The sequence below is a fragment of the Pseudomonas sp. UBT genome, from assembly GCF_050915955.1.
In the GTDB taxonomy this organism is placed as follows: domain Bacteria; phylum Pseudomonadota; class Gammaproteobacteria; order Pseudomonadales; family Pseudomonadaceae; genus Aquipseudomonas; species Aquipseudomonas antarctica_A.
Map to the genome: position 1 here is coordinate 1,861,369 of NZ_CP168079.1, position 18,252 is coordinate 1,879,620.

General features: G+C 57.9%; 13 protein-coding genes and 2 rRNA genes. 9 read left to right on the forward strand and 6 right to left on the reverse strand.

Translation table 11 applies throughout. From position 1 onward, the window contains the following. Positions 1 to 52 precede the first annotated feature (52 nt). The 4 genes from fmt (at position 53) to ACDZ94_RS08490 (ending at position 4,156) form a co-directional block, all read left to right on the forward strand. Positions 53 to 1,006 carry a methionyl-tRNA formyltransferase gene (gene fmt / locus ACDZ94_RS08475; protein ID WP_262666630.1) on the forward strand — a complete coding sequence of 318 codons (954 nt, stop codon included), beginning with the start codon at positions 53 to 55 and terminating at the stop codon, positions 1,004 to 1,006. After that, a complete protein-coding gene (gene rsmB / locus ACDZ94_RS08480) occupies positions 1,003 to 2,313 on the forward strand; it encodes a 16S rRNA (cytosine(967)-C(5))-methyltransferase RsmB (protein WP_432751332.1) in 1,311 nt (436 codons plus the stop codon). Before fmt ends, rsmB begins: the two co-directional genes overlap by 4 nt. A gap of 22 nt (positions 2,314 to 2,335) precedes the next feature. Beyond that, positions 2,336 to 3,709 (forward strand): Trk system potassium transporter TrkA, encoded by a 1,374-nt coding sequence (gene trkA, locus ACDZ94_RS08485; RefSeq protein ID WP_064449996.1) that lies wholly within the window; start codon positions 2,336 to 2,338, stop codon positions 3,707 to 3,709. A gap of 135 nt (positions 3,710 to 3,844) precedes the next feature. After that, on the forward strand, positions 3,845 to 4,156 hold the full coding sequence (locus ACDZ94_RS08490) for a hypothetical protein (RefSeq protein ID WP_221295975.1): 312 nt from the start codon (positions 3,845 to 3,847) through the stop codon (positions 4,154 to 4,156). A 130-nt stretch (positions 4,157 to 4,286) separates the two neighbouring features. Here ACDZ94_RS08490 and ACDZ94_RS08495 read toward each other — a convergent pair whose 3' ends face one another. Both ACDZ94_RS08495 and ACDZ94_RS08500 read right to left on the reverse strand, forming a co-directional pair. Next, positions 4,287 to 5,174 (reverse strand): lysophospholipid acyltransferase, encoded by an 888-nt coding sequence (locus ACDZ94_RS08495; RefSeq protein ID WP_064449994.1) that lies wholly within the window; start codon positions 5,172 to 5,174, stop codon positions 4,287 to 4,289. Between the two features lie 40 nt (positions 5,175 to 5,214). Then, positions 5,215 to 5,772 (reverse strand): DNA-3-methyladenine glycosylase I, encoded by a 558-nt coding sequence (locus ACDZ94_RS08500; protein WP_407017428.1) that lies wholly within the window; start codon positions 5,770 to 5,772, stop codon positions 5,215 to 5,217. 81 nt (positions 5,773 to 5,853) lie between these two features. Between ACDZ94_RS08500 and glyQ the strand changes: the two genes are divergently transcribed. The 4 genes from glyQ (at position 5,854) to ACDZ94_RS08520 (ending at position 10,250) form a co-directional block, all read left to right on the forward strand. Continuing rightward, positions 5,854 to 6,807, forward strand: a complete 954-nt coding sequence (glyQ, locus tag ACDZ94_RS08505; RefSeq protein ID WP_003213601.1) for a glycine--tRNA ligase subunit alpha — start codon at positions 5,854 to 5,856, stop codon at positions 6,805 to 6,807. Then, the gene (gene glyS / locus ACDZ94_RS08510; RefSeq protein ID WP_407017427.1) at positions 6,804 to 8,858 is read left to right on the forward strand and encodes a glycine--tRNA ligase subunit beta; all 2,055 of its coding nucleotides are present in this window, start codon (positions 6,804 to 6,806) and stop codon (positions 8,856 to 8,858) included. Before glyQ ends, glyS begins: the two co-directional genes overlap by 4 nt. Next, positions 8,858 to 9,397 (forward strand): D-glycero-beta-D-manno-heptose 1,7-bisphosphate 7-phosphatase, encoded by a 540-nt coding sequence (gene gmhB / locus ACDZ94_RS08515; protein ID WP_208604456.1) that lies wholly within the window; start codon positions 8,858 to 8,860, stop codon positions 9,395 to 9,397. The genes glyS and gmhB overlap by 1 nt, the downstream gene beginning before the upstream one ends. Before the next feature lie 82 nt (positions 9,398 to 9,479). Beyond that, the gene (locus tag ACDZ94_RS08520) at positions 9,480 to 10,250 is read left to right on the forward strand and encodes a lysophospholipid acyltransferase family protein (RefSeq protein ID WP_064449991.1); all 771 of its coding nucleotides are present in this window, start codon (positions 9,480 to 9,482) and stop codon (positions 10,248 to 10,250) included. 182 nt (positions 10,251 to 10,432) lie between these two features. Here the strand turns inward: ACDZ94_RS08520 and ACDZ94_RS08525 are convergent, their stop codons facing one another. Beyond that, a complete protein-coding gene (locus ACDZ94_RS08525; protein WP_432751333.1) occupies positions 10,433 to 12,712 on the reverse strand; it encodes a CHASE2 domain-containing protein in 2,280 nt (759 codons plus the stop codon). A 3-nt stretch (positions 12,713 to 12,715) separates the two neighbouring features. Then, positions 12,716 to 13,660 carry a FecR family protein gene (locus ACDZ94_RS08530; RefSeq protein ID WP_432751334.1) on the reverse strand — a complete coding sequence of 315 codons (945 nt, stop codon included), beginning with the start codon at positions 13,658 to 13,660 and terminating at the stop codon, positions 12,716 to 12,718. Between the two features lie 282 nt (positions 13,661 to 13,942). Here ACDZ94_RS08530 and ACDZ94_RS08535 point away from each other — a divergent pair, with 282 nt between their 5' ends. Further along, positions 13,943 to 14,665 (forward strand): response regulator transcription factor, encoded by a 723-nt coding sequence (locus tag ACDZ94_RS08535; RefSeq protein WP_221295971.1) that lies wholly within the window; start codon positions 13,943 to 13,945, stop codon positions 14,663 to 14,665. A gap of 213 nt (positions 14,666 to 14,878) precedes the next feature. Here the strand turns inward: ACDZ94_RS08535 and rrf are convergent. Beyond that, positions 14,879 to 14,994: ribosomal RNA gene (gene rrf, locus ACDZ94_RS08540) — 5S ribosomal RNA — on the reverse strand. 168 nt (positions 14,995 to 15,162) lie between these two features. Then, positions 15,163 to 18,054 (reverse strand): 23S ribosomal RNA (locus ACDZ94_RS08545). Positions 18,055 to 18,252 lie beyond the last annotated feature (198 nt).

Genomic DNA, 18,252 nt, shown 5'->3' on the forward strand with positions numbered 1-18,252 from the left:
CTTGCTGCGGCAAGCCTTTTTCTTTTGTGACTGTTTTTAACCGAGAACTCCCATGACCGAGCCACTGCGCATTGTTTTTGCCGGCACTCCTGAATTTGCCGCCGAACACCTAAAGGCCCTGCTTGCCAGCCCTTATGACATCGTCGCGGTGTACACCCAGCCGGATCGCCCGGCCGGTCGCGGGCAAAAACTGATGCCGAGCCCGGTCAAGCAGCTGGCGCTTGAGCACAACATTGCCGTGCTGCAACCACCGACCCTGCGTAACACCGATGCCCAGGCAGAGCTGGCCGCGTTGAAGCCAGACCTGCTGGTGGTCGTGGCCTATGGCTTGATCCTGCCTCAGGCAGTGCTGGATATTCCGCGCCTGGGCTGCATCAACAGCCATGCTTCGCTGCTGCCACGCTGGCGCGGTGCGGCGCCGATCCAGCGCGCCGTGGAAGCCGGTGACAGCGAAAGCGGCGTGACCGTGATGCGCATGGAGGCGGGTCTGGACACCGGCCCGATGCTGCTCAAAGTCACCACCCCGATCACCGGCGAAGACACCGGCGGCAGCCTGCACGACCGCTTGGCCGAGATGGGCCCACCTGCCGTGCTCCAGGCCATCGCCGGCCTGGCTGCCGGCACCCTGGAAGGCGAAGTGCAGGACGACAGCCTTGCCACCTACGCGCACAAACTGAACAAAGACGAAGCGCGTATCGACTGGAGCCGCCCGGCCGTGGAGCTGGAACGCTTGGTGCGCGCGTTCAATCCATGGCCGATCTGCCACAGCACCCTCAGCGGTGAAGCCTTGAAAGTGTTGGCCGCCACCTTGGCTGACGGCAAAGGCGCTCCCGGTGAAATCATCGGTGCCAGCAAGGAAGGCCTGCTGGTCGCCTGCGGAGAGCAGGCGTTGTGTCTGACGCGTCTGCAATTGCCCGGTGGCAAGGCGCTTAATTTCAGCGATTTGTTCAACAGCCGTCGTGAGAAATTCGCCCTGGGCACGGTTCTCGGGGCGGTCGCTCAATGAACCCGCGTCTGGCCGCCGCCAAGGCCCTCGCCGCCGTCCTCAACGGCAAGGCTTCGTTGAACAGTTCGCTGCCTACGCAAATGGATAAAGTCGAAGACCGCGATCGCGGCTTCACCCAGGACCTGGCGTTTGGTACGGCCCGTTGGCAGCCACGCTTGTCGGCGCTGGCGGCCAAGCTGCTGCAAAAGCCATTCAAGGCAGCCGATGCCGACGTGGAAGCGCTGCTGCTGGTCGGCCTGTATCAGTTGCTCTACACCCGCGTGCCGGCCCACGCCGCCATCGGTGAAACCGTTGGTTGCGCCGACAAACTGAAAAAGCCCTGGGCCAAAGCCCTGCTCAATGCCGTGCTACGCCGTGCTCAGCGCGAGAGCGAAGCGCTGCTGGCCGAACTGGAACACGACCCCGTGGTGCGCACCGCGCACCCGCGCTGGCTGCAAAAGTCCTTGAAAGCCTTCTGGCCTGAACAATGGGAAGCCATTTGCGCGGCCAACAATGCACATCCGCCGATGATTTTGCGGGTTAACCGCCGTCATCACAGCCGTGACGCTTACCTGCAATTGCTCACCGAGGCCGGCATCAGCGCCACACCGTGTGTGTATAGCCCTGATGGCATCGTGCTGGAAGCCGCCGCCGACGTACGCAGCCTGCCGGGCTTTGCCGAAGGCTGGATCAGCGTGCAGGACGAAGCCGCGCAACTGGCCGCCGACCTGCTCGACCTGGCGCCAGGCCAGCGCGTACTCGACGCCTGCTGCGCGCCAGGCGGTAAGACTTGTCACATTCTGGAAGTCGAAAAAGACCTCGCCGGTGTGGTCGCCGTCGACCTGGAAGCCAAGCGCCTGGTGCGCGTACGCGAAAACCTCGCGCGCCTGGGCCTGAGTGCCGACCTGATCGCCGCCGACGGTCGCGACACTGCCACCTGGTGGGACGGCAAACCGTTCCAGCGCATCCTGCTGGATGCGCCATGCTCCGCCACCGGCGTCATCCGTCGCCACCCGGACATCAAGCTGACCCGCCAGCCCGACGACATCGCCGCCCTGGCCGTACTGCAAGGCGAACTGCTCGACGCCATGTGGCCGACCCTCGAAGTTGGCGGCATCCTGCTTTACGCCACCTGCTCCACTTTGCCCACCGAAAACACAGAGGTGATCGAAGCCTTCCTCGCCCGCAACAGCGGCGCGCGCGAGCTGGACCTCACTACAACGGCCGGCATCAAGCAGCCCCACGGCCGCCAATTGCTTGCACAGGAAGGCGGACACGATGGCTTCTACTACGCCAAACTGATCAAGATTGCCGCCGCACGCGGCTGAATGGGTTTAAGGGAGTGACCGGATGAAAATCATCATCCTTGGAGCTGGGCAGGTCGGCGGCACGCTGGCTGAACATTTGGCCAGCGAAGCCAACGACATCACCGTGGTCGACACCGATGCCGAGCGCCTGCGCAACCTCGGTGACCGCCTGGACATCCGCACCGTGCAAGGCCGCGCGTCATTCCCGACGGTGCTGCGCCAGGCGGGTGCCGACGATGCCGACATGCTGGTGGCCGTCACCAATAGCGACGAAACCAACATGGTCGCCTGCCAGGTCGCCCACACTCTGTTCCACACCCCAACCAAAATCGCCCGCGTACGTGAGGCGGCTTACCTGACTCGTGCAGGGCTTTTCGACAACGACGCGATTCCGGTGGACGTGTTGATCAGCCCCGAGCAAGTCGTGACCCACTACATCAAGCGCCTGATCGAAATCCCCGGTGCTTTGCAGGTGATCGACTTTGCCGAGGGCAAGGCGCAACTGGTGGCGGTTAAGGCTTACTACGGCGGCCCACTGGTGGGCCAGCAACTGCGCCAACTGCGCGAGCACATGCCGAATGTGGAAACCCGCGTAGCGGCGATTTTCCGTCGCGATCGGCCGATTCTGCCCCAGGGCGATACGGTGATCGAAGCGGACGACGAAGTATTTTTCATCGCCGCCAAAGCGAATATTCGCGCGGTCATGAGCGAAATGCGCCGCCTGGATGAGACCTACAAGCGCATCGTCATCGCCGGCGGCGGGCAGATCGGCGAGCGTTTGGCGGAGGCGATCGAAAGCCGCTACCAGGTGAAGATCATCGAGATGAACCCGGCACGCTGCCGGCATTTGTCCGACACCCTCGACAGCACCGTCGTACTGCAAGGCAGCGCCTCAGACCGCGACCTATTGATGGAAGAGAATATCGCCGATGCCGATATCTTCCTGGCCCTGACCAACGATGACGAGGCCAACATCATGTCCTCGCTCTTGGCCAAGCGGCTGGGGGCCAAGAAGGTGATGACCATCATCAACAACCCGGCCTATGTCGACCTGATCCAGGGCGGCGATATCGACATCGCCATCAGCCCTCAGTTGGCCACCATTGGCACTTTGCTCGCCCACGTGCGCCGTGGCGATATCGTCAGCGTGCACTCCCTGCGCCGGGGCGCGGCGGAAGCCATTGAGGCGATTGCGCATGGTGATTCAAAGTCGAGCAAGGTCATCGGCAAGGCCATCCGCGATATCGGCCTGCCGCCCGGCACCACCATCGGCGCGATCATTCGTGACGAAGAGGTGATCATCGCCCACGACGATACGGTGATCGCCACGGGTGACCATGTGATTCTGTTCCTGGTGGATAAAAAACATATCCGCGATGTGGAGAAGTTGTTCCACGTGGGGTTGAGCTTTTTCTGATCAACACATTCAGCTGAGCCTGCGGCCGTCATCGCGGGCAAGCCCGCTCCCACAGGTGATCGGATAGCTGCTGTGGGAGCGGGTTTGCCCGCGGTGCGTTATTGAAACCCCTACCTAGCTAAAGGATGCACAGCCATGCTCGAATCCCTGGAAAAAATGCTCGCCACGGGTGTGGATAATTCACTGCTGCGCTTTGGCTTGGGCAAGGGTTATCTGGACGTGAAGGACAACGCCAAGGCGGCGGAGCATCTGCAAAAATGCGTCGAGTTTGACCCGAAGTATTCGGCGGCATGGAAGTTGTTGGGCAAGGCGCAGCAAGGGCTGGGGGATAATGCGGCAGCACGGCAGGCGTGGGAAAAGGGTATCGAAGCGGCCCTGGCGCATGGCGACAAGCAGGCCGAGAAAGAGATGACGGTGTTTCTGAAGAAACTTGATCGCCAGGCCTAAGCGGAACCCCTGTGGGAGCTGGCTTGCCTGCGATGCGGGCGACTCGGTCTTTCAGTCAGATCGAGGTGATGCCATCGCAGGCAAGCCAGCTCCTACATTAGATCTACATTGATTTATAGATCTATGAGCATCAATACCACCGCGCCTCACCGGGCGGGCGTTTCTTGAAGCGCTTCATGCTCCACATGTACTGGCTCGGGTAGGCGCCGACATAGCGCTCCACCACCTTGCTCATCGCCGCGCAGGACGTGGCGGTGTCGGTGCTGTACATATCTTCCGGCGCCGCTTCCAAAATCACTTTGTAACCCGAGCCGTCCGGCAGTCGCAGGGCATGCAGGAACACGCCCACGGCTTTGTGGCCCGCGAGCATGTTAGGCACGAACTTGCTGGTCAGCGCCTGGGTAGCAAAGAACGGCACGAAGATGCCTGCCGATTCCGCCGGCTCCGGGTCGGCGGGAATGCCCACCTGACCACCTTTGCGCACTTCCTTGATGACGCTGAGAATGCCTTCCTTGGTCGACGCGGCTACTCGGTTACCCAACTGCACCCGCTGTTTGCGCAACAAATCGTCCACCGCTTTCAGCTTCGGCGGTCGGTAGAAGATGATCGGTTTGCACTGGCTGCAATAGAAGTGGTTCAACACTTCCCAGTTACCCAGGTGGCTGGTGATGCCGACCACGCCTTTGCCCGAGGCCAATGCTTCATGCAGCACCTCCAGGCCTTCGACTTCACGCACCAGGTCGATGGAACGCTGGGCGGGCCAGATCCAGGCGCAGGCGCTTTCAGTCAGGGACTTACCGATATCCATGAGGCTCTGGCCGACCAGGCGCTCGCGTGCGGCGGGGTCCATGTCGGGGAAGCATTTGGACAGGTTGATCCGCACCGTCTCGCGGGAACGGTTGGGGGTTTTCCACATGATCCAGCCAATCGCCGTGCCGACCGCTTGAACCGCGCGCCAGGGCAATAGGGCAAACAACCGAAGAGCGCCTACCAGCAAGGCGCCTTTAAACTTTTCCACAGGTCACTCCTGATCGTGTGTGGTGCGCAAAGCCGCCATTCTAACCGGCGTTGGCCAAGTCCGCGTAACGGTCGCAGTCTTGAGTGTGGTCCATGACCATGCCCGAGGCCTGCATGAACGCGTAGCAAATGGTCGGCCCGACGAACGTGAAACCGGCTTTTTTCAGAGCTCTGCTCATGGCTTCAGCCTCTGGCGTAATAGCCGGGACTTGGCTGCGATCCTTGAAGTGATTGACCTTGGGCACGCCGCCGACAAACGACCAGAGCAAGCCAACCGGGTCTTCCAGGGCCAGCCAGGCAGCGGCGTTGCGGCGGGTGGCGTTGAGCTTGAGGCGATTGCGTACGATGCCAGGGTCGAGCATCAACGCTTCGATCTCAGCGTCGGTCAGTCGCGCCAAACGCTGGGCATCAAAACCGAACAAGACCTTCCGATAATGCTCGCGTTTGCGTAAAACGGTGATCCAGGAAAGGCCCGCCTGGAACCCTTCGAGCAAAAGCAACTCGAACAGACCCTGCGCATCGCGCAGCGGCGTTCCCCACTCCTGATCGTGATAAGCCATGTACAGCGGATCTTCAGAACACCAAAAGCAGCGTGGCATAAGGCTCCAGGGGATGGTGGCGCGGCCGAATCGGGTATACTCCCGCTCTTTAAATCGCAGCCCAAGTAACAGGTGAATTTCGTGAGCCAGCCTACGCCAGCCGTGCGTACCTTCCAAGACTTGATCCTCGCCCTCCAGCAATACTGGGCCGAGCAAGGTTGTGTGGTACTTCAGCCCTACGATATGGAAGTAGGCGCCGGCACTTTCCACACCGCTACCTTCCTGCGGGCCATCGGCCCGGAAACCTGGAACGCCGCTTATGTGCAGCCCAGTCGTCGCCCGACTGACGGCCGCTACGGCGAAAACCCGAACCGTCTGCAGCACTACTACCAGTTCCAGGTGGTATTGAAGCCGAACCCGGACAACTTCCAGGAGCTGTACCTGGGCTCGCTGAAACATGTCGGCCTGGACCCGCTGGTACACGACATCCGTTTCGTCGAAGACAACTGGGAATCGCCAACCCTCGGCGCCTGGGGCCTGGGCTGGGAAGTCTGGCTCAACGGCATGGAAGTGACGCAGTTCACTTACTTCCAGCAAGCCGGCGGCATCGAGTGCTACCCGGTGACCGGCGAGATCACTTACGGTCTCGAGCGCCTGGCCATGTACCTGCAAGGCGTGGACTCGGTCTACGACCTGGTGTGGGCTGACGGCCCGTTCGGCAAAGTGACCTACGGTGACGTGTTCCACCAGAACGAGGTTGAGCAGTCCACCTACAACTTCGAACACGCCAACGTCGAGAAGCTGTTCGAACTGTTCGACTTCTATGAAAGCGAAGCCAAGCGCCTGATCGAACTCGACCAGCCGCTGCCGTTGCCAAGCTATGAAATGGTGTTGAAGGCGTCCCATACCTTCAACCTGCTGGACGCCCGTCGTGCCATCTCGGTAACCGCGCGCCAGCAATACATCCTGCGTGTACGCACCCTGGCGCGTTCCGTCGCCCAAGCCTACCTGCTGGCTCGCGCCAAGCTGGGCTTCCCGATGGCTACCCCGGACCTGCGTGATGAAGTGTTGGCTAAGCTGGAGGCTGCACAATGAGTGCTCAAGATTTCCTGGTTGAACTGGGCACCGAAGAGCTGCCACCCAAGGCACTGAATACCCTGGCCGACGCGTTCCTGGCCGGTATCGAAAAAGGCCTGCAAACCGCCGGCTTGAAGTTCGCTGCAAAGAAAGTCTACGCCGCGCCACGTCGCCTGGCCGTGTTGCTGACCGCGCTGGAAACCCAGCAGCCGGACCGCAGCATCAACCTCGACGGCCCGCCGCGTCAGGCGGCTTTTGACGCTGAAGGTAACCCGACTCAAGCGGCCCTTGGTTTCGCCAAGAAGTGCGGCGTCGAGCTGAGCGAGATCGACCAGAGCGGCCCGAAACTGCGGTTCAGCCAGGTCATCACCGGCAAGCCGACCGCCAGCCTGTTGCCCACTATTGTTGAAGACTCGCTGAACGACCTGCCGATCCCCAAGCGCATGCGCTGGGGTGCTCGCAAGGAAGAATTCGTACGCCCGACCCAATGGCTGGTGATGCTGCTCGGTGACCAAGTCATCGACTGCACGATCCTGGCTCAGAAGGCTGGCCGTGATTCCCGCGGTCACCGCTTCCACCATCCAGAAGCCGTGCGCATCACCTCGCCCGCCAACTATGCCGCTGACCTGCGCGCCGCTTATGTATTGGCCGATGCCAATGAGCGTCGTGAGCTGATCAGCAAGCGCACCGAAGAGCTGGCGCGTTTGCAGGAAGGCACCGCCATCGTGCCGCCAAGCCTGCTCGACGAAGTGACCGCGTTGGTTGAATGGCCGGTGCCGCTGGTGTGCTCGTTCGAAGAGCGTTTCCTCGATGTGCCGCAAGAAGCCCTGATCACCACCATGCAGGACAACCAGAAGTACTTCTGCCTGCTGGACGTTGACGGTAAGTTGCTGCCGCGCTTTATCACCGTGGCCAACATCGAAAGCAAAGACCCGCAGCAGATCATCGCTGGTAACGAGAAAGTCGTTCGCCCGCGCCTGACCGACGCCGAGTTCTTCTTCAAGCAAGACAAGAAGCAGAAGCTCGAAGATTTCAACCTGCGCCTGCAAAACGTGGTGTTCCAGGAAAAGCTCGGCAGCGTCTACGACAAGGCTGTGCGTGTTTCCAAACTGGCCGCGTACATTGCGCCGCGCATTGGCGGTGACGCTGCCTGGGCCGCGCGTGCAGGGTTGCTGTCCAAGTGCGACCTGGCCACCGAGATGGTCGGCGAGTTCCCGGAAATGCAAGGTGTTGCCGGTTACTACTACGCCCTCAATGACGGCGAGCCGAACGATGTGGCGCTGGCGCTGAACGAGCAGTACATGCCACGCGGTGCCGGTGCTGAACTGCCGACCACCCTGACCGGTGCGGCCGTGGCCATCGCCGACAAGCTGGACACCCTCGTGGGTATTTTTGGTATCGGCATGCTGCCTACCGGCAGCAAAGACCCGTATGCCCTGCGTCGTGCCGCGCTGGGCGTGCTGCGTATCCTGATCGACAAGAAGCTTGACCTCGACCTGACCCAGGCCGTGGTGTTCGCTGTCGGCCAGTTCGGTGGCAAGGTCAAGCAAGCTGGCCTGGCCGAGCAAGTGCTGGAATTCGTGTTCGACCGCCTGCGTGCGCGTTACGAAGACGAAGGCGTGGACGTTTCCGTCTACCTGTCGGTACGTGCCCTGCAGCCGGGTTCGGCGCTGGACTTCGACCAACGCGTACAAGCCGTCCAGGCGTTCCGCAAACTGCCGGAAGCCGGGGCACTGGCCGCTGTGAACAAGCGTGTGTCGAACCTGTTGAGCAAGGCCGACAACCTCGGCAATGCCGAAGTCGACCCAGGCCTGTTTGCCGATGCCAAGGAGTTCTCGCTGAACTCGGCCATCGCCAAGGCAGAAAACGCAGTGAAACCGCTGCTCGCCGAACGCAACTACGCCGAAGCATTGGCGCGCCTGGCCACCTTGCGTGAGCCGGTGGATGCGTTCTTCGAAGCGGTGATGATCAATGCCGAAGATGCGGGCGTGCGGAAAAACCGCTACGCCATGCTGGCGCGTCTGCGTGGCTTGTTCATCAATATCGCTGACATTTCCGTACTGGGCTGATCATGTTGAAACTGCTGATTCTCGATCGGGACGGTGTCATCAATTACGACTCCGACGCTTACATCAAGTCGGTGGCGGAATGGATTCCCCTGCCGGGCTCGATCGAGGCCATTGCGCAGTTGAGCAAAGCCGGCTGGACGGTGGCCATCGCCACCAACCAGTCCGGCATCGCCCGCGGTTACTACGACATTGCCACCCTGGACGCCATGCACGCGCGCTTGCGCATGTTAGTGGCTGAGCAGGGCGGTGACGTGGGGCTGGTTGTGTACTGCCCCCATGGGCCGGATGAGGGCTGCGATTGCCGCAAGCCCAAGCCTGGCATGTTGAAAACCATTGCAGAACATTACAAGGTGCCATTAGCTGGGCTATGGTTCGTCGGGGACAGCCTCGGTGACCTGGAGGCGGCCAAAGCCGTCGACTCTCAGCCAGTTTTGGTTAAAACCGGGAAAGGCGAAAAGACCCAGGCGAAAAACCTGCCGGTAGGCACCTTGATTTTTGACGATCTGGCGGCCGTTGCCGCAGAACTTATCAACAACTAGCCGCCCTCGACTTCCTGACCAAGGATTGTTCGGGAGTGCGCTTTTAACAGGCGGGCCCTGTCCCGCAACGGTAAATGCCGCCATGTCGATTTTGCAGGCCATCAGAACCTTCTTCTTTTACCTGCTGTTGGGCACCAGTTCGTTTCTCTGGTGCACCCTGAGCTTTTTTATCGCGCCATTCCTGCCGTTCAAGGCGCGCTATCGTTTTATCAACGTCTTTTGGTGCCGCTGCGCGTTATGGCTGACCAAGGTGTTCCTGAACATCCGTTTCGAGATCAAGGGCGCTGAAAACGTCCCGGACCAACCCTGCGTGATTCTGTCGAACCACCAGAGCACCTGGGAAACGTTCTTCCTTTCAGCGTACTTCTCGCCGCTGAGCCAGGTGCTCAAGCGTGAGTTGCTGTACGTGCCGTTCTTCGGCTGGGCGATGGCCATGTTGCGTCCGATTGCGATCGACCGTGACAACCCGAAGGCTGCGCTCAAGCACGTGGCCAAGAAAGGTGACGAGCTGCTCAAGGATGGCGTTTGGGTGCTGATATTCCCGGAAGGTACTCGGGTGCCTTATGGCACCGTGGGCAAGTTTTCGCGAGGCGGCACCGCGTTGGCGGTCAATGCCAATCTGCCGGTATTGCCGATTGCACATAACGCCGGCAAATTCTGGCCGAAGTCCGGTTGGGCCAAAACTGCAGGCACCATCACCGTAGTCATCGGCGAACCGATGTACGCCGAAGGTGAAGGGCCGCGTGCCATTGCCGCGTTGAACGACCGCGCGGCAGCATGGAATGAAGCGCAGCAACGGGCCATGGGTTCGTTGCCTGCGCAGGCTGTTGTAGTCGAGACACCTGAGATTTGAGGATCTGTGGATAACCTGTGTACGGTTTGTTGGCGAATTTGCGTTTTTGATTCATAACAAGCTGATTTAATTACATATTTCTCAAGCTCATAAAATCTCGAAAAACGTGCATAAGTTTTTTTGCGCATTAAAAAACCGGTCCTAGTGACCGGTTTTTTATGCACAGGCGAAAGGTACGTTTTTCACTCGTCAAGCAGAGGCAGTTGCAGGCTGAAGGTTGAGCCTTTACCCAGCTCGCTTTCACACCTGATGCGGCCGCCATGACGCTCCAACACGGCCTTGACCATGGTCAATCCCAACCCCAGACCCTCACTGCCCTGGGCCGAGTCGAAGCGTCGATACTGGCTGAACAGTTCGGGCAAGTCTTCTGGCGCAATGCCGGGCCCCTGATCGCTGATACTGCATTCCAACCACCCTTGCGTACTGCTATGGCTCAACGTGACGGTAGTACCGGATGGGGAATATTTAATAGCGTTCTCCAGCATGTTGAACAGCGCCCGAGTCAGCAGTGATTGATCGGCTGAGACCATACCCTCATCCGCCTCGTCCAGGTCGTGAACCAAGTGAATGCCCTTGAGCTGCGCAATCACCGCCACTTGGTCAAAAGCATCCATTACCAGCATGGGGAACAGTGAGGGATGGAAGTGGTAGCCATCAGCTTCGGCTTTGGCCAACTGCACAAAGGACTCAGTGAGGCTCAACGCGCGCTTCACCTGTTGTTCGATCTGGGAAAATATGTGGGATTGGTCGTTGTGCACATCCAGCATCGCCAGGATCGCCGAGTGTGGCGCACGCAGGTCGTGGGAAAGGAAGCGTAGCATCGTCTCGCGGTGCAATTGGGCTTCACGTTCCTTGCTCAGGTCCGTCAGGCTCAGCAGCCAGCCAAGGGCGAGGTCGCCTTCAGCCGGCAGCAAGGGCGCAAGCTCCATGCGCAGGCTGCGTTGGTGGATGTCACGAAACTCAACGAGCTCCAACACTGACAGAGCAGGGCGTACGCCATTGTGCAGCGGTGGATAGCCCAGGTCGGCAAGTTGCTCGAGCAGATTTTCGTTCACCAGGTCATTACCGAACACCTCCCGCGCAATACGGTTAGCCAGCAGGATGTTGCCTTTGGGGTCTGTAATGAGAGTTGCCACCGGCAAGCATTCCAGACCGTCAGCCATAAACCGTCGGGTGTCGCGTGTGCGGCTTACCGCTTGCTCCAGGGCAAAGATCCGCGCTTGCAACACATCACCCTTACTGGCGGGCGCACGGCGACGTTCGGGAAGCACCTTGGGTTCGTTATCCAACCGCGCGAGCTCCCAGCCGAAGTAGGCAAGGATCACGCTGAGGCGGCGCCAATTCCAGATCAGGTAGCTGAGCAGCAACCCAATCAAACACGCAGCAGGCGACCACCAGTGGTCCAGGCGCAACAACACCCACGCGCCAAGCAACGCGGTAGTCATACAGCCCAGGGTCATCCACAGCGCGTAGCGTGGGCGGTATAGCAACAAGCCCAGCAACAGAGCCACCAAGGCGGTCGCCATGAGTGCCGACACCCCACCAGGAAGGTCGACAATGCTGCGCTCCAGCAAGAGACCATTGAGGACGTTGGCCTGGATCTCGACGCCCGCTGTCGTGCCGACGGTGGAGGAGAGCGGCGTAACGAAGCGATCGCCCATACCGGTTGCAGTGGAGCCCACCAGGATAAGGCGACCGCGCAGGCGCTCTGGAGGCACTTCACCGCGTAATACGCTGGCGTAGGACACACTGGGAAAGTGGGTATTGGCAGCGACGAAAGGAATACGAATGGCATTCTCTCGATGCCAGTACTGACTAACCGGCTGCAGAGGCGTCCCGGGCATTTCAGAGACTTGACCGCTCACCGTGTAAGCCAGCCACGCCAGTTGCGGCGCCATGTTATCGGGTGGCCCTTCGCGCATGAACAGGCTGCGTACTACGCCGTCGCTGTCCGCTTCGACATTGATATGCCCAAGGCCCCTGGCGCAATTGAGCAGCGGCAACAATTCCGCTTCCGGTTGGCTGTAACTGGCGACTTCTTCACGCAGCAAAGGCAACACGACATTGCCGGCATGACACACCGCTGCTGCGAGGCGTTGGTCATCGGCGGGTACGCCAGGTTCACTGAAAATCACATCGAACAGGATGGCTGACGGTTGCGCGGCACTTAGGCGATCGATCAGGTCAGCATGCAAATTGCGCGGCCAGGGCCATCGCCCCAGCTCTTTCAAGCTTTGGTCGTCGATGGTCACCAGCAAGATACGTGGATCCACCGGCAGCGGCGCCAGACGCCGAAGGCTGTCGTACAACGGATTGTTCAGCGCCAGGCCCGGGCTCAACGATAGGTAGGCAGTGATAGGCAACAACAACAGCCCTATCCACAACCACTCGCGAACCAACCCATGGAATAAACGTTGGGCGTGGGTGGGTTGGCGTTTCTCTGCCTTGTGCCAAAGCATCATTGGTCAGCCACCGGACACCTGAACCTGGGTAGCAGGTGGGTAATAGAAGATGTCATAAACCCCGGTTTCCCCCTCCAGGCCGTCCGCGTCGTAGGCTGACAGGCGCACGTGATAGAACGATGCTTTGAGCCCAGTGAAGCGCATTTTCGGCTCACTGGAAAAGTTTTCCTGCTTGATGTTCATGAAGGCCGTATCGGTAGCGACCTGGGCGCGATAACGCTGTGCACCGGGTAATGGCCGCAGGTACAAACTCCAGATCGGTGCCTCGCCTTTCTGGCCATCTTGACCGATTAACTCAGGCGCAGGGAGAAGCTCCACGGGCTTGAGCTCACCCTGTGTTTTGATGAGCAAACCTTGTCGTGCACCCACCTTTACTTCACTTTCAACGGGCCTGGTTTTTATCTCGCGATTGACCGCGACCTGTCCGTTGAGCACCTCCAACACCGATTGCTCGCCATCGCTGCGCACGCGAAAGTGTGTACCGCGCACGCCCAGAACACCCACGGGTGTCACGATCTGGAAACGGTCGTAATCACTGACCCGCTTGATCACATACGTCTCGACTTGGCCTTGCTCGAGAATGACCTGAGGAATCGACTGTTTTTCCACCAGGTGCAATCGCACGTGTGAACTGGAGGGCAGCACCACCCTCGAACCGTCCCCCAACAGTAGGCTGACAAACGCCGACGTTGATGTCTTCACACCTTCTTGCTCATCAATGGTCATGCCTTCCTGCAGCGGCTGTGCCTTGCCCTTGGCATCGAGCTTCCAGGCTTCCCCCGTCAGATGCTGCACAACCGCCGGCAACGGTTGCGCACGACACAATAATTGATCGTCGATATAGGCAGCGCGGTGCACCGTAGAAGCCTGCGTAGCCCCTATGACCAAAATTAATAACGAGGGCAGGGCACCGCATAATCGGTTGGCAGAAAAGGTCATGGAGCTCATCACGTTGGTGGTTCGAGAAGGCAACTGGCATCAAGACGCACATGTCTGCGGCAGTGCATGTGTCGGCTGATCCTTTTCCTCTGGGGTGGGAGCCGGTATCTTTCCCACTCAGGTACCGAAGACTTTAAACGGATTAACGGCCCTTTGATATCAGCGTACCGACAGATCCAGGGAGGCGTTGAGTCTGGCCACAATTATTCAGATTCACCCACCGACCCTGCGCTGTATGTAGGTGACTGAACAGGCCGTCGGCTGCCGTATTTTTTGGAGAAGGACCCACCCATGCGTGTCGCAATACTGGACGATGAACCCGCTGAATTGCGCCGGGTTGAACAGACACTGCGACAGATCCCCGGCACCGCAGAACAACCCTGGTCCCTGCATTGCTTCGAGCGCGGTGAAGACCTGCTGAGGCAATTGCGCCGGGAAACTTTTGACCTGTTGATACTGGACTGGCAATTGCCCGATATCACGGGTATCGCACTGCTGCGCTGGACGCGCGAACACATGGATTCACCGCCCGCCGTGATCATGCTCACCAGCCGGGATGCCGAGAGCGATATCGTCACGGCGTTGAACAGCGGGGCGGATGATTACGTCAGTAAGCCCTTTAGGCCTAACGAACTCAAAGCTCGGGTTAGTGCGGTCTTACGTCGTCATGGGCTGCAAAAATCAGCCACTAATGAGCTGCAAAGCTTCAACGACCTGACCTTTGATGACGCCGAATTGACTGTCACGCGGGCAGGCAAGCCGATCAATTTGACCGAGCGAGAGTACCGACTGGCCAGTTGCTTGTTCGCCAACCTGGCTCGACCGCTCTCTCGCGAATACCTGTATGAACGATTTTGGTCCCATGAGGAAATGGTGTCTTCAAGGCCACTGGATACCCATATCTATCGGTTGCGTAACAAGCTGGGATTGACCGCTGACAGAGGCTGGCAACTGTTGACGATCTATGGATACGGCTACCGATTGGAGAGTGTTGCGCCTGCGACCCCAAGCTAAAATAGCGATGTTCCACGTGGAGCATTTCAAAAGCGCCTATTCATCACCCAATAAAAAAGGCCAACGCTGAGCGTTGGCCTTTTTGTTTTTGCAGAATCACCTGGCGCAGGTTCCAAAAATAGACGATTCGGGAAGCCCGGCAAACCTGGATAATTTTTTCGCGGACAAACAAAACCCCTACCTGTATGCGCAGGTAGGGGTTTCGGAATTTAATCTTGACGATGACCTACTCTCACATGGGGAAACCCCACACTACCATCGGCGATGCATCGTTTCACTGCTGAGTTCGGGATGGGATCAGGTGGTTCCAATGCTCTATGGTCGTCAAGAAATTCGGGTACTGAGTCGTGGCCAGCTGGCCTCGCTTCAGCAAATTGGGTATGTGACAGCTTTCGGTGTTTTGTGAGATTCGAACTTTCGGTTCTATCGTCTTCACACACCGCAATCTGGTCTCTTTCGCTTTTCAGCTCGGAGCATGCAAATTGCTTGGGTGTTATATGGTCAAGCCTCACGGGCAATTAGTATTGGTTAGCTCAACGCCTCACAGCGCTTACACACCCAACCTATCAACGTCGTAGTCTTCGACGGCCCTTCAGGGGACTCAAGGTCCCAGTGAGATCTCATCTTGAGGCTAGTTTCCCGCTTAGATGCTTTCAGCGGTTATCTATTCCGAACATAGCTACCCGGCAATGCCACTGGCGTGACAACCGGAACACCAGAGGTTCGTCCACTCCGGTCCTCTCGTACTAGGAGCAGCCCCTCTCAAATCTCAAACGTCCACGGCAGATAGGGACCGAACTGTCTCACGACGTTCTAAACCCAGCTCGCGTACCACTTTAAATGGCGAACAGCCATACCCTTGGGACCGGCTTCAGCCCCAGGATGTGATGAGCCGACATCGAGGTGCCAAACACCGCCGTCGATATGAACTCTTGGGCGGTATCAGCCTGTTATCCCCGGAGTACCTTTTATCCGTTGAGCGATGGCCCTTCCATACAGAACCACCGGATCACTAAGACCTACTTTCGTACCTGCTCGACGTGTCTGTCTCGCAGTCAAGCGCGCTTTTGCCTTTATACTCTACGACCGATTTCCGACCGGTCTGAGCGCACCTTCGTACTCCTCCGTTACTCTTTAGGAGGAGACCGCCCCAGTCAAACTACCCACCATACACTGTCCTCGATCCGGATAACGGACCTGAGTTAGAACCTCAAAGTTGCCAGGGTGGTATTTCAAGGTTGGCTCCACGCGAACTGGCGTCCACGCTTCAAAGCCTCCCACCTATCCTACACAAGCAAATTCAAAGTCCAGTGCAAAGCTATAGTAAAGGTTCACGGGGTCTTTCCGTCTAGCCGCGGATACACTGCATCTTCACAGCGATTTCAATTTCACTGAGTCTCGGGTGGAGACAGCGCCGCCATCGTTACGCCATTCGTGCAGGTCGGAACTTACCCGACAAGGAATTTCGCTACCTTAGGACCGTTATAGTTACGGCCGCCGTTTACCGGGGCTTCGATCAAGAGCTTCGCGTTAGCTAACCCCATCAATTAACCTTCCGGCACCGGGCAGGCGTCACACCCTATACGTCCACTTTCGTGTTTGCAGAGTGCTGTGTTTTTAATAAACAGTCGCAGCGGCCTGGTATCTTCGACCGGCATGAGCTTACGGAGCAAGTCCTTCACCCTCACCGGCGCACCTTCTCCCGAAGTTACGGTGCCATTTTGCCTAGTTCCTTCACCCGAGTTCTCTCAAGCGCCTTGGTATTCTCTACCCAACCACCTGTGTCGGTTTGGGGTACGGTTCCTGGTTACCTGAAGCTTAGAAGCTTTTCTTGGAAGCATGGCATCAACCACTTCGTCATCTAAAAGATGACTCGTCATCAGCTCTCGGCCTTAGAATCCCGGATTTACCTAAGATTCCAGCCTACCACCTTAAACTTGGACAACCAACGCCAAGCTGGCCTAGCCTTCTCCGTCCCTCCATCGCAATAACCAGAAGTACAGGAATATTAACCTGTTTTCCATCGACTACGCTTTTCAGCCTCGCCTTAGGGACCGACTAACCCTGCGTCGATTAACGTTGCGCAGGAAACCTTGGTCTTTCGGCGTGGGTGTTTTTCACACCCATTGTCGTTACTCATGTCAGCATTCGCACTTCTGATACCTCCAGCAAGCTTCTCAACTCACCTTCACAGGCTTACAGAACGCTCCTCTACCGCATCACTTACGTGATACCCGTAGCTTCGGTGTATGGTTTGAGCCCCGTTACATCTTCCGCGCAGGCCGACTCGACTAGTGAGCTATTACGCTTTCTTTAAAGGGTGGCTGCTTCTAAGCCAACCTCCTAGCTGTCTAAGCCTTCCCACATCGTTTCCCACTTAACCATAACTTTGGGACCTTAGCTGACGGTCTGGGTTGTTTCCCTTTTCACGACGGACGTTAGCACCCGCCGTGTGTCTCCCATGCTCGGCACTTGTAGGTATTCGGAGTTTGCATCGGTTTGGTAAGTCGGGATGACCCCCTAGCCGAAACAGTGCTCTACCCCCTACAGTGATACATGAGGCGCTACCTAAATAGCTTTCGAGGAGAACCAGCTATCTCCGAGCTTGATTAGCCTTTCACTCCGATCCACAGGTCATCCGCTAACTTTTCAACGGTAGTCGGTTCGGTCCTCCAGTTAGTGTTACCCAACCTTCAACCTGCCCATGGATAGATCGCCCGGTTTCGGGTCTATTCCCAGCGACTAGACGCCCTATTAAGACTCGCTTTCGCTACGCCTCCCCTATTCGGTTAAGCTCGCCACTGAAAATAAGTCGCTGACCCATTATACAAAAGGTACGCAGTCACCCAACAAAGTGGGCTCCCACTGCTTGTACGCATACGGTTTCAGGATCTATTTCACTCCCCTCTCCGGGGTTCTTTTCGCCTTTCCCTCACGGTACTAGTTCACTATCGGTCAGTCAGTAGTATTTAGCCTTGGAGGATGGTCCCCCCATATTCAGACAAAGTTTCTCGTGCTCCGTCCTACTCGATTTCATGACTAAGAGATTTTCGCGTACAGGGCTATCACCCACTATGGCCGCACTTTCCAGAGCGTTCCGCTAATCTCAAAGCCACTTAAGGGCTAGTCCCCGTTCGCTCGCCACTACTAAGGGAATCTCGGTTGATTTCTTTTCCTCAGGGTACTTAGATGTTTCAGTTCCCCTGGTTCGCTCCATACACCTATGTATTCAGTGTAAGGTAACCATCTTATGATGGCTGGGTTCCCCCATTCAGACATCTCCGGATCAAAGTCTGTTTGCCGACTCCCCGAAGCTTTTCGCAGGCTACCACGTCTTTCATCGCCTCTGACTGCCAAGGCATCCACCGTATGCGCTTCTTCACTTGACCATATAACCCCAAGCAATCTGGTTATACTGTGAAGACAACATTCGCCGAAAATTCGATAATACTCAATTACGAGTAACTCACAAATTTTACCTTAGCCTGATCCGTTACCAGTGAAAGTAACGTTCAGTCTATCTTTCTATCACATACCCAAATTTTTAAAGAACGATCTAATCAAAGACTAGAAATCAACATTCACCA

Coding starts and splice junctions, on each gene's coding strand:
- fmt (WP_262666630.1), top strand. CDS start 53: ATGACCGAGCCACTGCGCATTGTTTTTGCCGGCACTCCTGAATTTGCC.
- rsmB (WP_432751332.1), top strand. CDS start 1,003: ATGAACCCGCGTCTGGCCGCCGCCAAGGCCCTCGCCGCCGTCCTCAAC.
- trkA (WP_064449996.1), top strand. CDS start 2,336: ATGAAAATCATCATCCTTGGAGCTGGGCAGGTCGGCGGCACGCTGGCT.
- ACDZ94_RS08490 (WP_221295975.1), top strand. CDS start 3,845: ATGCTCGAATCCCTGGAAAAAATGCTCGCCACGGGTGTGGATAATTCA.
- ACDZ94_RS08500 (WP_407017428.1), bottom strand. CDS start 5,772: ATGCCACGCTGCTTTTGGTGTTCTGAAGATCCGCTGTACATGGCTTAT.
- glyS (WP_407017427.1), top strand. CDS start 6,804: ATGAGTGCTCAAGATTTCCTGGTTGAACTGGGCACCGAAGAGCTGCCA.
- ACDZ94_RS08520 (WP_064449991.1), top strand. CDS start 9,480: ATGTCGATTTTGCAGGCCATCAGAACCTTCTTCTTTTACCTGCTGTTG.
- ACDZ94_RS08525 (WP_432751333.1), bottom strand. CDS start 12,712: ATGATGCTTTGGCACAAGGCAGAGAAACGCCAACCCACCCACGCCCAA.
- ACDZ94_RS08530 (WP_432751334.1), bottom strand. CDS start 13,660: ATGAGCTCCATGACCTTTTCTGCCAACCGATTATGCGGTGCCCTGCCC.
- ACDZ94_RS08535 (WP_221295971.1), top strand. CDS start 13,943: ATGCGTGTCGCAATACTGGACGATGAACCCGCTGAATTGCGCCGGGTT.